This window comes from Streptomyces sp. NPDC020422 (genome assembly GCF_044386705.1).
Classification (GTDB): domain Bacteria; phylum Actinomycetota; class Actinomycetes; order Streptomycetales; family Streptomycetaceae; genus Streptomyces.
The window spans coordinates 297,943-310,573 of record NZ_JBIRVJ010000005.1 but is presented as its reverse complement, the minus strand read 5'-3'; the positions used below and the strand labels follow the sequence as shown (position 1 = coordinate 310,573).

Sequence of the window (12,631 nt, the reverse complement as noted above, 5' to 3'; positions counted from 1 at the left end):
GAATGACCCTGGGAGCTCGGGGCTCCGGGTCAGCACAGGGGAGGACAGGCCCCGGCGCCCTAGGGCGCCGGGGCTCTCTGTCATATGCGGGAAGGACGGCCCTCATCCCCACAGCGTGGCACGGGAAGGGGCGCGGCCGTGGCGATTCCGCCGTAAAACGGGCCCCGTCCGGGGCCGGGGGGAGCGGGACGGTCAGCGCTTGGCGACGAAGACGTGCGCGGCGACCTCGGCGTCGAGCTCGGCCGCCTCGCCGCTGCTGCCCACCAGGACCCCACCCGGGGACTCGGTCACGGAGACGACCGAACCCGGCTGCACACCGGCCCGACGCAGCGTGTACATCAGCTGGGCGTCCGTCTGGATGGGCTCGCCGATCCGGCGGACGATCACCGTCTTGCCCTCGCCCTTGGCCTCCAGGTCGGCCAGCGAGACCATCGAGTCGTCCAGGAAGGACTCCGCCTCGGCCTTCTCGCCCAGCTCCTCCAGACCCGGGATCGGGTTGCCGTACGGCGACTCCGTCGGGTGCCGCAGCAGCTCGAGGACCCGGCGCTCCACGGCCTCGCTCATCACGTGCTCCCAGCGACAGGCCTCCGCGTGGACCTGCTCCCACTCCAGGCCGATCACGTCGACGAGCAGGCACTCGGCGAGCCGGTGCTTGCGCATCACGCGGGTGGCCAGCCGGCGGCCCTCGTCCGTGAGCTCCAGGTGCCGGTCGCTGGCGACGGCCACCAGGCCGTCCCGCTCCATCCGGGCCACGGTCTGGCTCACGGTCGGCCCGCTCTGGTCCAGCCGCTCGGCGATCCGGGCGCGCATGGGGACCACACCTTCCTCTTCGAGCTCAAGGATGGTGCGGAGATACATCTCCGTGGTGTCGATCAGTCCGGACATACGTGCCCCTCGATGAGTCGTGCGCTGGCCCTGCACCAATTCTGACGCATCGCGCCGACAACCGGGGCGTGCCGGGGTGAGGCGGTATTGACAGAGCAATGGTCCAGACCGCACCGTGATCCGCGACCACGACGAGAAGGAGCCGCCGCCATGGGCGAGAGCAAGCTGGCCGGACAGTTCTTCGACGCCGCGATCGGCCTGCTCCAGAAGGTGCGGGACGAGGACGCCGACGCGATCGCGGCCGCCGGCACGGCGATCGCCGAGGCCGTCGCGAACGGCAACCGGCTCTTCGCCTTCGGCGCCGGCCACTCCTCGCTCGCCGCGCAGGACGTCGTCTACCGCGCGGGCGGCCTCGCCCTGATGAACCTGCTGGCCGTCCCGGGCGTCGTGGGCGTCGACGTCATGCCCGCGACCCTCGGCTCCGCCCTCGAGCGCGTGGACGGACTGGCCGGCGCGGTCCTGGACTCCTCCCCCGCGCGGGCCGGCGACGTCCTGATCGTCATCTCCCTGTCCGGCCGCAACGCCCTGCCGGTCGAGATGGCGATGAACGCCCGCGCCCTGGGCCTCACGGTGATCGGCGTGACCTCGCTCGCCTACGCCACGGAGACGAAGTCCCGCCACGTCTCGGGCACGTACCTGAAGGACCACTGCGACATCGTCCTCGACTCCCACATCGCCATCGGCGACGCGGAACTCACCCACGAGGGCATCGAGGCACCCTTCGCCCCCGCCTCCACGGTCGTCACCAGCGCCCTCATGCAGGCCACGATGGCCGCCGCCGCGGAGGAGCTGGTCCGCCTCGGCATCGAACCGCCCCTCCTGCGCTCGGGCAACGTGGACGGCGGCCACGAGTGGAACGGGCGCGTGCTGACCGAGTACGGCGACCGCATCTTCTTCCGCCACTGAGGCCGAAAGCGCGCGGAGGGGCCATGGCGAACCCTCGCCATGGCCCCTCCGCTTTCCGTCAGGTCCGGTCGGCCCCCGCCCCCAGCTCCGCCGCCACCCGACCCGCGACCGTCTCCGCGTACGTCGCGTCCGCGCGTTCGAAGGGCGGGCGGGAGGCGGAGCGCAGGAAGGTCGCGACGCCCAGGGTGCGGGCGCGGGTGCGGAGGGGGACGCAGAGGGCGTGGACCATGTCGGGGGGCCAGAGCCGCGCGGTGGACCAGTGGGGGGTGTCCGGGGCGGCGCTCGCGCGGGTGGGGCCCGGGCGGGTGAGGGCCTGGCAGGCGGGGTGGGACGGGGGGTAGGAGAGGGGGATGCCGCCGGTGGCCGCGGGGGTGACCGGGCCGGGCGCGCCGGCCGGGGTGGCCAGGGTGCGGACCAGGCGCCCGTCGGGGAGGGCGCGGTCCAGCAGGACGTGGTCCGCGAAGCCGGCCAGGGCGAAGTCCAGGAGGACCGCGACGGCCTCCAGGGGATCCTCGCACTCCGCCGCCGCGGCGCCCGCGCGGTGCAGCTGGCTCCAGCGGAAGCGCAGCCGGTCCGCCTCCTGCGCGGCCAGGCGGGAGTCGGTGACGTCCTGGAAGAGCCAGCCGACGCCCAGCGGAACCGGTTCGGGCTCCTCGGCGAGCGGGGAGGAGAGGCGGACGAAACCGGAGCGCCAGCAGCGGCGGCGCTCGCCGCGCGGGCCGCGCAGCGTCACCCACAGGTCGGCCGGCTCGGGCGGCGCGCCCGCGACCAGGACGTGCTGGAGGGCGGACTCCAGCTCCTCGACGCCCTGGGTGAGGATCTCGCCGAGCGGCCGACCGAGCAGCGTCGTGCGGGAGGTGCCCAGCGCACGGGCCGCGTAGGCGTTGACGACGGCCGGGCGCAGGTCCACGTCGACGAGGACGACGCCCCAGGCGGCGTCCTGGAACAGGGCCTCGCTGAGGGCGAGGGAGCGCTCCAGGTCGACCTGGACGTGCACCTCGCTGAACGCGCAGTACACCCCGGCGGGGCGGCCGTCGGCCGTGCGCACGCCCGCCGTCTGGGTGCGGACCAGGACCCGCCCGCCGTCCTTGCGCAGCAGCGCGAACTCGTGCACCTGGCGGCCCGGCGCGGTCATCGCCCGCATCACCCGGGCCAGCGTCTCCTCGGCGTCGGCGCTGCGTGCCGCCCAGCCGTCGAATCCGCGCCGCCCCACGGCCTCCCCGGCCGACCAGCCCAGGATCCGCTCGGCCTCGCGGTTCCAGTGGGTCACGGTCCCCTCGGCGTCGAGCGCGCACAGCGCCGCGTCCATCCCGTCGAGCAGGGCGGCCAGCAGGTCCGCGCCAGGAACCCTCGCCGTCGAAGCACTCATCCGACACCCCCCGGCCTCATTCAACTGGAAACGTGACCCAGGACACAGCCGTTCCGAAAAAATGGGTTGGCGCGGTTGCCGCGGCTTCCTACAGTGGGGGCACACGCGAAAGGAGGTGATCCGAAAAAATGGTTTCTTTTCGGACTCGTGAGGTGACTGCGGGCTAAGGCCTGCCGTCGCACTCTTGTGCACCTCGGCAGGCCCTCTGCCGAAACAACCGCAGTCACCCGACCCGTGGGCCGCCGGTCAGTCCGGCCGGCTTCCGTCCGAACTGCAGCGGACGGGACCAAGGCCCACGGGTCGTCTGCGTCTCCGGGCCCCTCGGGCCTCAGGGGGAGAGGCGCTCCACCCGCCAGGCCTGCGAGCCGTCCTCGCGCACGTACCGCAGGCGGTCGTGCAGCCGGTTCTCGTGGCCCTGCCAGAACTCCACCGCCTCCGGCACCACCCGGAAGCCGCCCCACTCCGGCGGCACCGGCACCTGCTCGTGCTCCGGGTAGCGCGCCGCCAGCTCCTCGTACCGGGCCAGCAGCTCGGCCCGCGAGTCGATCACCGTCGACTGCCGGCTGGCCCAGGCGCCCAGCTGCGAGCCGTGCGGGCGGGTGCGGAAGTACGCCACCGTCTCGTCGCGGCCGGTGCGGACCGCGCGGCCGGTGACGATCACCTGGCGGGCCATCGGGTGCCAGGGGAAGAGCAGCGAGACGTACGGGTTGTCCGCCAGCTCGCGGCCCTTGCGGGAGCCGTAGTTGGTGAAGAACACGAAGCCCGCCTCGTCGTAGTGCTTGAGCAGCACGGTGCGGGAGGACGGGCGGCCGTCGGAGTCGGCGGTGGAGACGACCATCGCGTTCGGCTCGTGGATCGCCGGGGTCGCGGCGGTCTCCTTGAACCAGCGCGCGAACTGTTCGATCGGTTCGGGTGCGAGGTCCGCCACGGTCAGCTCCATGGTCCGGTACTGCTCGCGCATGTCGGCGGGATCGAGAGCGTCGGTCACGGGGCCATCCTGCCGTAGCGGCCGAGTCTGCCCGGCATCGCGGGCCGTTAATCCTTCGTCGCCGGATCGGCGCAGTGTGCCGGATGTCACGCTTCCCCGCATCATCGGAACCGTACAGACTCATCCGCTGGATCACTGTTGCGTCCCGCCAAGCGGCTCGACGCAATGATTGATCATCGATCAGGCACCGCATCATCGACGCGTGCGCATCCCGCACAGCTGCGCACGCACCCACCAGCACACAGAGGAGCCGCCTCATGTCTGACTTCGTACCGGGGCTCGAAGGAGTCGTCGCGTTCGAGACGGAGATCGCCGAGCCCGACAAGGAAGGCGGCGCGCTGCGCTACCGCGGCGTCGACATCGAGGACCTGGTCGGTCACGTCTCCTTCGGCAACGTCTGGGGCCTGCTCGTCGACGGCGCCTTCAACCCCGGCCTGCCGGCCGCCGAGCCCTTCCCCATCCCGGTGCACTCCGGCGACATCCGCGTCGACGTGCAGTCCGCGCTCGCGATGCTCGCGCCCGTCTGGGGTCTGAAACCGCTCCTGGACATCTCCGCCGAGCAGGCCCGCGACGACCTCGCCCGCGCCGCGGTCATGGCCCTGTCGTACGTCGCCCAGTCGGCCCGCGGCCAGGGCCTGCCGATGGTGCCGCAGAGCGAGATCGACAAGGCCGAGACCGTCGTCGAGCGCTTCATGGTCCGCTGGCGCGGCGAGCCCGACCCCAAGCACGTCAAGGCCGTCGACGCCTACTGGACCTCGGCCGCCGAGCACGGCATGAACGCCTCCACCTTCACCGCCCGCGTCATCGCCTCCACCGGCGCCGACGTGGCCGCCGCCCTCTCCGGGGCCGTCGGCGCCATGTCCGGCCCGCTGCACGGCGGCGCGCCCTCCCGCGTGCTCGGCATGATCGAGGAGATCGAGCGCACCGGCGACGCCACCGCGTACGTCAAGAAGGCCCTGGACGCCGGCGAGCGCCTCATGGGCTTCGGCCACCGCGTCTACCGCGCCGAGGACCCGCGCGCCCGCGTGCTGCGCCGCACGGCGAAGGAGCTGGACGCGCCGCGCTACGAGGTGGCCGCGGCCCTGGAGAAGGCCGCCCTGGAGGAGCTGCACAACCGCCGCCCCGACCGCGTCCTCGCCACCAACGTCGAGTTCTGGGCGGCGATCGTCCTGGACTTCGCCGAGGTGCCGGCGCACATGTTCACCTCGATGTTCACCTGCGCCCGTACGGCCGGCTGGTCGGCGCACATCCTGGAGCAGAAGCGCACCGGCCGCCTGGTCCGTCCGTCCGCCCGGTACATCGGCCCGGGCCAGCGCGACCCGCGCGAGATCGTCGGTTACGAGGACATCGCGGGCTGACCCCCGGCCCGCCTCACGCGGACTTCGCCGGCCGGTCCTCGGCCGGCGTCACGCGGACATCGCCGGCTGGTCCTTGGCCAGCAGCAGGTCCGCGTGGTGGCGGGCCGCGGCCAGCGGGTGGGCGCGGAGCTTGCCCTTCAGCTCGTTGCGGCCGTACTCGGCGAACAGCGGGTTCGCCGGGTCGGTCGTGATCCCGGGCGCCGCCGACGCGTGCGGGAACTCCAGCGGCGCGATCCGGGCGTCGAGCCGCGGGTTGTAGAAGAACGGGACGGAGAACCGTTCCGTCGCCCCGGGCGGCGACACCACACGGTGGTTGGTGGCGACGAGATAGCCGTTCGTCGCCACCTCCAGAAGCTCCCCGAGGTTCACCACGAACGCGCCCGGCAGCGGCGGCACGTCGTGGAAGAGGCCGTCCTCCCGCTGCACCTGGAGCCCGCCCACGTGGTCCTGGAGCAGCAGCGTCAGGAAGCCGTAGTCCTTGTGCGCGCCCACGCCCTGGTCGTCGCCCTCGCCGCTGCTGCCCGGGTAGCGGACCAGCTTCAGGTGCGGGTGGGCCCGCGGGCCGAACGCGTCGTCGTAGAAGTCGGGCGCGGCGCCGATCGACGTCAGCAGCTCGTGCAGCAGCCGCTCGGCGACGCCGCTGAGCCGCTCGATCCAGTTCAGCGCGGCGAACCGCAGCTCGGGCAGGGCCTCCGGCCACTGGTTGGGGCCCTGGAGCCACCAGTACGGGGCCTCGTGCGGGCCCGGCACGTGCGCGGGCCGCTCGGCCCCGATGTCCAGCTGGTCCCGCCAGTCGCGGGCGCCGCCGGTGCGCTCGTCGCCGATGCGGGTGTAGCCGCGGAAGTGCGGCGAGTTGGTGGTGTCGAGGGCGAGCCGGTCGGCCTCCGGCAACGCGAAGAAGGCCCGCATGGCGCCGGTGAGCGCCCGCGTCTCGGCCTCGGTCACGCCGTGCCCGACGAGCTGGAAGAAGCCCACGTCATGGGCGGCGGAGTGGAGCTGCGCATGGAGCAGACGACGGGCCTGGGGGCCTCGGTCCGCCGCGGCGAGGTCGACGATGGGGAGCTGCGAGGTGTAACTCATGATGTGCGTCCGCGGGGGTGTACGGCGCCCGGGTCCGGAACTGCGGCAGGTCGTGCCGTGTGGTGTGGTCCGTACCGGGCGATGAGTGGGGCGTGGGGTCAGGGACGACCCGGACAGCCCATGCTCGCGACGCGGAGGAAGTCCACGTGGCGGCGACGTACGAGCGAAAGCATGCGACCAGCGTACTGCGGGGACGCCGGGGCGGCTGTGGCCTGCGTCACTGCCCGGTGCGCAGCTCCCAGAGGCGCACCGTCCGGTCCTTCCCCGCGGTGGCGAGGGTCCGGCCGTCCGGGCTGAACGAGACGCTCTGGATCCCCTCGGCGGGGATGTCCACGGTCCTGCCGTCGGCCAGGTTCCGCAGCCGCGCCGGGCCCTGCCGGTCGACGAGGGCGGCGGTCGTGCCGTCCGGACCGAACTCCACCAGGTCCATCCCGGGGATGGCGGCGTCGAGGGTGGTGGGCGCCCCGGCGGCGACGCTCCACAGCTCCAGCGCCCCGGAGACCCCCGCGACGGCGAGCGTCCTCCCGTCCGGGGCGAACGCCAGCGGCTCCCCGCGGTCGAAGGTGGCGAGCGGCTTCCTGGTCCCGAGGTCCCACAGCTCCGCCGGCTCCTTGTCCCAGCCGCTCGCGGCGAGCCTCCCGCCGTCCGGGCTGAACGCCAGGAGGAGGCCCGAGGCCAGGGTGGCGGTGTGCTCCCGGTCGCCCACGTCCCACAGCCACACCCCGCCGCGGTCGCCGACGACACCGGTGGCGAGGGTCCTGCCGTCGGGGCTGAACGCCATGTCCTGGACGCCGTTGGTGTGGCCGGTGAGATCCGCGACGTTCCTCCCAGTGGCGACGTCCCACAGGCGGACCGGGTTGGCGTACGTCTCCCCCAGGGCGGCGGTGCTCGCGGTCGCGAGGGTCCTGCCGTCGGGGCTGAACGCCATGGCGACCCTCCCCTTGGGATGGGCGGGGAGGACGCGGGTGGCACCGGTGGCGACGTCCAGCAGCTTCACGGAGATGTCGGCGGCCTTGCTGTCGACCTCCACGAGGACCAGGGTCCTGCCGTCCGGGGCGGCCAGCTCCGGGTAGCCCTCGGTGCGCTTGGCGGTGGTCTTGCCGGTGGCCGGGTCCAGCAGCCGCGTGGTCTGGCCGGTGGCGGCGACGAGGGCCTTGCCGTCGGCGGTGAAGTTCACCCAGGTGCCGGCGTCGGGCAGGGTCCTGCGCAGGCTGAGCCCGACCACGGCGGCCCCCTTGCCGGACGCCGACCCGCCGTCCGGGCCCCCGTCCGTGGTGTCGCCCTTGTCCCGCGTCGTCACGAGGACCACGACGACGGCCGCCGCCAGCACGAGGAGGGCGACCACGGCGGCGAGAAGCCTCGCGCGGCGGCGGGGGATGCCCGGGGGTACGGGGCCCGGCTCGGGCGCGAGGTCCGGCTCGGGCGCGGGGTCCGGCGAGGGGTCGAGGGCGGGGCCCGGCGACGGGTCGGGGTCCTGCTCCGGCGCGGGGCCCGGCGATGGGTCGGGCGCGGAGTCCGGCGACTCCTGTCGCTCTTCCCGCTCTCGTTCTCGCTCTCGCTCTCTCTCCTGCTCCTGCTCCTGCTCCTGCCGCTGCCCCTGCTCCCCCTCCTCCCGCTCCCCCGAGAGCCCCCGCAGCAGCCCCGTGGCCGCCGCCGACACGAGCTTGCTGTCGTCGTCGGCGAGGCGGCGGACGTCCCCGAGGACGGACTCGCGCACGAACTCGTTGCCGATGCGGTGCAGACGGGCCAGCCCGTCCAGGGCCCGGAGCCGGTCGGCCGCGATCGGGCTGTCGAGTGCGCCGCGCAGATGGCCGGGCAGCGCCCAGTTGACGTTGCGGGCGATGACCGTGCGCCCCACGACGTCGTCCTTCTTCTTGGGCCGCTGCTGCGGGACCTCCTCGACGACCCGGTCGTGGACGTAGTCGTAGAGCTCGTCGAGGGTGATGTCGCCGTCCCCGTCGAGGTCCGCGCTGCCGTCGCGCAGGCCCTGCACCAGGTAGTGGGTGAACACCGACCGGACCGGCTCGCCGTCGGCCCTCGCCCGGTCGCCCTCGAAGGAGTACTGGGTCGCGTCCGACGCCGTCAGGACCGTCCGGCCGCTGCCCTGGAAACGTTCGAGGGTGTGCACCGCGGGGTCGGCCTTGGTGAGCCGGCCGGCCGGGAACGCGCCGCTGTAGCAGCAGTCGAGGATCAGCACCTTCCGGCCCGAGACGCACCCCTCGACGGCCTGGTCGATCTGCTCGGCGGAGAGCGCGGTGAACATCAGGCTGTCGCGGCGGGTGTCGGCCATCGCCAGGTACAGACGGCCCTCGTCGTCCTTCAGGCCGTGGCCGGTGAAGTACAGCAGGGTGAGGTCGTCGCGCCGCCGGTCCCGGTAGAAGTCGGCGATGGCCTCGCCGACCCGGTAGTGCGGTTCGTTGACGAGGACGGTGACGTCGAAGCCCGCGATCTCCGGGTCCGCGAGCACCGCGGCGAGCGCCTCCGCGTCGTGTGCCGGCGCGGTCAGCCGCCGCAGTCCGGTGTCCTCGTACGCGTACGTGGCGATCAGGAGCGCCAGCCGCCGGCCCATGGCCCTACTCGTCCGCGGGCCGGTCGGCGGGGGGCGCCGTGTGGCGGCGGACGTACGCCTCGACGAGCGCGCTCCGTTCCGCGTCCGTGGCCCGCTCCAGCTCGATGGTGTCGCCGCCGATGGTCACCGAGACCCGGTGCCGCGCGGAGGAGCGGCCGAGCCAGTCCCGTACGGTGTCGATCAGGGCCGTGAACACGCCGCCGGACGCGCTCAGCGCGACCACGAGCGCCCCCAGGGTGACCACGTCGCCGCTCTTCGCGCCGTCGGGGGCGGGGCCGCCGGGTTCGGAGCGGACCGACCCGACGTCGAGGGCGGCGATCTCGGCGCGCAGCCGGCGGGTCAGGCGTTCGGCCGCCTCCGGGCCGAACTCCGGGTCGGGCGTGATGACCAGCCGTACGTCCCTGTCGTGCATGCGTCCCCCGCTGGACCGTGAGTCGTCGCCGGACTTCCGCCCACAGTCTGACGCCAAGTGACCGCGGAGGACAGCGGGTTCACCCGACCGGGGTCCCTCACCCGAGGGCGTCGTCCAGCAGCCGCGCCCACTGCGCGACCACGCGCTCGCGGCGCGCCCGGTCATCGGTGAGCAGGGTGGCGAGGCCCAGCCCGCGGGCCATGTCGAGGAGGCCCTGGACGGATTCGCGGACGCCGGGGCGGGACTCGTCGGCACCGAGGAGTTCGACGGCGATACGGTGCGACTCGCGCCCCACGCGGGCCTCCAGTTCGGTGACGCGGGCGCGCAGCTGCTCCTCGTCGGACGCGGCCACCCACAGGTGCAGGGCGGCGCGGAAGAGGGGGCCGGTGAAGAGGTCGACGAGGGCCGCGACGGCCTCCTGCCGGCCGACGGCGGGCAGCTCCCGCAGGGCCTGGGAGCGTTCCTCCGCGACGTACTCGACCGCCGCGGTGAACAGGTCCTCGCGGGTCGGGAAGTGGTGCTGGGCGGCGCCGCGCGAGACGCCCGCGCGTTCGGCGACGACGGCGACGGTGGAGCCCGCCCAGCCGTGTTCGGCGAGGCAGGACACCGCGGCCTCCAGGAGCCGCTGCCGGGTGGCGCGGCTCCTGTCCTGCTTCGGGCCGGTCAGAGCCGCCATGCTGGGTCCCGTCGTTCGAGGAAGGCCGTCATCCCTTCGCGTGCCTCGGCCGAGGCGAACAGCGACGCGGACAACTGGACCAGCTCCTCCGCGTCCCGCTCGAAGGTTTCCAGGACTCTAGCCGTGACCAGCCGCTTCGCGGCGCGCAGCCCCTGCGGCGAGGCGGCGCGCAGTCCGTCGAGGATGCCGTCGAGCTCGGCGGCGGGCGCCGTCACCAGGCCCATGGCGCGCGCCTCCGCGACCCCGAAGCGCTCGCCGGTGAGGTAGTAGCGGGCCGCCGCGCGCTGCTCCGCCTTGGGGAGCAGCGTCAGCGAGATGACGGCGGGCGCGACCCCGATCCGTACCTCCGTCAGCGCGAAGTCCGCGGCCCCCGAGGCCACCACGATGTCGCACGCGCCCAGCAGGCCGAGGCCGCCCGCGCGGGCGTGGCCGTCGACGAGGCCGACGACCGGCTTGGGGAGCTCCACTATCTGTCGCAGCAGGTCGACGAAGGCGTACGGCCCGGGCGGGGCCTTCAGGTCGGCGCCCGCGCTGAAGGTGGCGCCGGTGTGGGTGAGCACCACGGCCCGGACCGACGGGTCCTTGCCGCAGGTGCTCAGGGCGTCGGCGAGCTCGGTGACGAGCGGGGCCGAGAGCGCGTTGCGCGTGGCCGGGGAGTCCAGGGCGAGGGTGGTGACGCCACGGTCGACGGAGACGGAAATCAGGCTCATGTGCGGTCCCTCAACTCTCTGCGGAGGATCTTCCCCGACGCTGCCCTCGGCACGGTCTCGATGAACTCCACGCGCCGGATCTTCTTGTACGGGGCCACCCGCTCGGCGACGAACGCGGCCACCTCCTCCCCGGTCAGCTCGCTCGCCGCGGGCTGGCGCACCACGAAGGCCTTGGGGATCTCGCTGCCGTCCTCGTCGGGCACCCCGATGACGGCCGCGTCGGCGATGCCGTGGTGGGTGAGCAGCAGGGCCTCCAGTTCGGCCGGGGCGACCTGGAAGCCCTTGTACTTGATGAGCTCCTTGACCCGGTCGACGACGAACAGCCAGCCGTCCTCGTCGACGCGCCCCACGTCTCCGGTGTGGAGCCAGCCGTCGGCGTCGATCATGGCGGCGGTGGCATCGGGCCGGCCCAGGTAGCCCTTCATGACCTGGGGGCCGCGGAAGGCGATCTCGCCCTCCTCGCCGGGCCCCGCGTCCCGCGTGGGGTCGTCGAGGGCGATGAGCCGCATCTCGGTGGACGGCAGCAGCTTGCCGACGGTGCCGGGCGGTGGGTTTCCGGCGGCACTCGGAACGAGGTGGGTGACCGGGGACATCTCCGTCATGCCGTATCCCTGGCGGACCGGCGGCAGCCCGAGCCGGGCCGAGCAGGCGTCGGCGAGGGCCGCGTCCAGCGGGGCGGCGGAGGAGATGATCGTACGCAGCGAGGACAGGTCGTAGGCGGCGACCGCCGGGTGCTTGGCGAGGGCGAGGACGATCGGCGGGGCCACGTACAGGGTGTCGATGCGGTGCTTCTCGACGGCGGCGAGGAAGCCGTCGAGCTCGAAGCGGGGCAGGACGACGACGGTGGCGCCGCGCTGCAGCGGGGCGTTCATCAGGGCGGTGAGCCCGTAGACGTGGAAGAAGGGCAGGACGGCCAGGATCCGCCGGCCCGGCCCCAGCGGCATCAGCGGTTCGAGCTGGGCGAGGTTGGTGGCGATGGAGGCGTGGGTCAGCATCACGCCCTTGGGTATCCCGGTGGTGCCGGAGGAGTACGGCAGGGCCGCGAGGTCGGTCTCCGGGTCGACGTCGACGACGGGCTCGGGCGCCGTGGAGCCGAGGAACTCCTGCAGCGAGCGGCACTCCCCGGCGGTGTCGCAGACGAAGACCTCCTCGACCCCGCCGGCCAGCCGGGCCGCCTCCCGGGCCGTCGCGAGCAGCGGCGACACGGTGACGATCCACCGCGCGGCGGAGTCCCGCAGCTGCTTGGCGAACTCCTCGGGCGTGGCCAGCGGGTGCACGGTGGTGACGGCCGCCCCGGCCCGGGTGGCGGCGTAGAAGGCGACCGGGAAGAACACGGTGTTCGGGCTGTAGAGCGCGAGCACGTCCCCCTTGCGCACCCCCGCCTCCGCGAGCCCGGCGGCGATCCTCCGGTGGAAGACGTCGACCTGGCCGTACGTGAGTGCCGACTTCCCCGTCCCGTCCGTGCCGTCGACGAGCGCGGGCAGCTCGCCGAACTCGGCGGCCCTGCCGAGCACGGCGTCGTGGATGGGGAGGGAGACGGTCGGAACATCCGCGAACTCGCTGTGAAACACCATGCGTGCGTGCCCCCTGATCGGTGGGTGGACGGTGGCGAACGGGACGGTGGCGACGGGGCGGTGGCGAACGGGACGGTGGCGACGGGGCGGTGGCGAACGGGGTG

11 protein-coding genes are annotated in these 12,631 nt (G+C 73.6%); 2 read left to right on the top strand and 9 right to left on the bottom strand.

Going from position 1 to position 12,631, the window contains the following annotated elements; all coding sequences use genetic code 11:
* Positions 1–192: 192 nt before the first annotated feature.
* Positions 193–885, bottom strand: a complete 693-nt coding sequence (locus ACH414_RS15435) for a metal-dependent transcriptional regulator (RefSeq protein ID WP_382532831.1) — start codon at positions 883–885, stop codon at positions 193–195.
* 150 nt (positions 886–1,035) lie between these two features.
* Here ACH414_RS15435 and ACH414_RS15430 point away from each other — a divergent pair, with 150 nt between their 5' ends.
* Entirely contained in the window at positions 1,036–1,791 is a 756-nt protein-coding gene (locus tag ACH414_RS15430) for an SIS domain-containing protein (protein WP_382532833.1), read from the top strand.
* 58 nt (positions 1,792–1,849) lie between these two features.
* Here ACH414_RS15430 and ACH414_RS15425 read toward each other — a convergent pair whose 3' ends face one another.
* Together ACH414_RS15425 and pdxH are read right to left on the bottom strand one after the other, a co-directional pair.
* A complete protein-coding gene (locus ACH414_RS15425) occupies positions 1,850–3,160 on the bottom strand; it encodes a PAS domain-containing protein (protein ID WP_382532835.1) in 1,311 nt (436 codons plus the stop codon).
* A gap of 328 nt (positions 3,161–3,488) precedes the next feature.
* Complete coding sequence (gene pdxH, locus ACH414_RS15420; RefSeq protein ID WP_382533343.1) at positions 3,489–4,121, bottom strand: pyridoxamine 5'-phosphate oxidase; 633 nt, start codon at positions 4,119–4,121, stop codon at positions 3,489–3,491.
* Positions 4,122–4,405: 284 nt separating this feature from the next.
* Between pdxH and ACH414_RS15415 the strand changes: the two genes are divergently transcribed.
* Positions 4,406–5,506, top strand: coding sequence for a citrate synthase 2 (locus ACH414_RS15415; RefSeq protein WP_382532837.1), 1,101 nt, complete (start codon positions 4,406–4,408; stop codon positions 5,504–5,506).
* A gap of 48 nt (positions 5,507–5,554) precedes the next feature.
* Here the strand turns inward: ACH414_RS15415 and ACH414_RS15410 are convergent, their stop codons facing one another.
* The 6 genes from ACH414_RS15410 to ACH414_RS15385 all read right to left on the bottom strand — a co-directional run bounded on the left by ACH414_RS15410 (position 5,555) and on the right by ACH414_RS15385 (position 12,527).
* On the bottom strand, positions 5,555–6,586 hold the full coding sequence (locus ACH414_RS15410) for an isopenicillin N synthase family dioxygenase (RefSeq protein ID WP_382532839.1): 1,032 nt from the start codon (positions 6,584–6,586) through the stop codon (positions 5,555–5,557).
* Positions 6,587–6,803: 217 nt separating this feature from the next.
* A complete protein-coding gene (locus ACH414_RS15405) occupies positions 6,804–9,155 on the bottom strand; it encodes a caspase family protein (protein ID WP_398942107.1) in 2,352 nt (783 codons plus the stop codon).
* Positions 9,156–9,159: 4 nt separating this feature from the next.
* Positions 9,160–9,567, bottom strand: a complete 408-nt coding sequence (locus ACH414_RS15400; RefSeq protein ID WP_398942105.1) for a hypothetical protein — start codon at positions 9,565–9,567, stop codon at positions 9,160–9,162.
* 97 nt (positions 9,568–9,664) lie between these two features.
* Entirely contained in the window at positions 9,665–10,243 is a 579-nt protein-coding gene (locus ACH414_RS15395) for a TetR/AcrR family transcriptional regulator (protein ID WP_382532845.1), read from the bottom strand.
* Positions 10,231–10,953: an enoyl-CoA hydratase family protein gene (locus ACH414_RS15390; protein WP_382532847.1), complete on the bottom strand. Its 723-nt coding sequence runs from the start codon at positions 10,951–10,953 to the stop codon at positions 10,231–10,233. The genes ACH414_RS15395 and ACH414_RS15390 overlap by 13 nt, the downstream gene beginning before the upstream one ends.
* Positions 10,950–12,527 (bottom strand): 4-coumarate--CoA ligase family protein, encoded by a 1,578-nt coding sequence (locus tag ACH414_RS15385; protein ID WP_398942103.1) that lies wholly within the window; start codon positions 12,525–12,527, stop codon positions 10,950–10,952. Before ACH414_RS15385 ends, ACH414_RS15390 begins: the two co-directional genes overlap by 4 nt.
* Between the last annotated feature and the right edge of the window lie 104 nt (positions 12,528–12,631).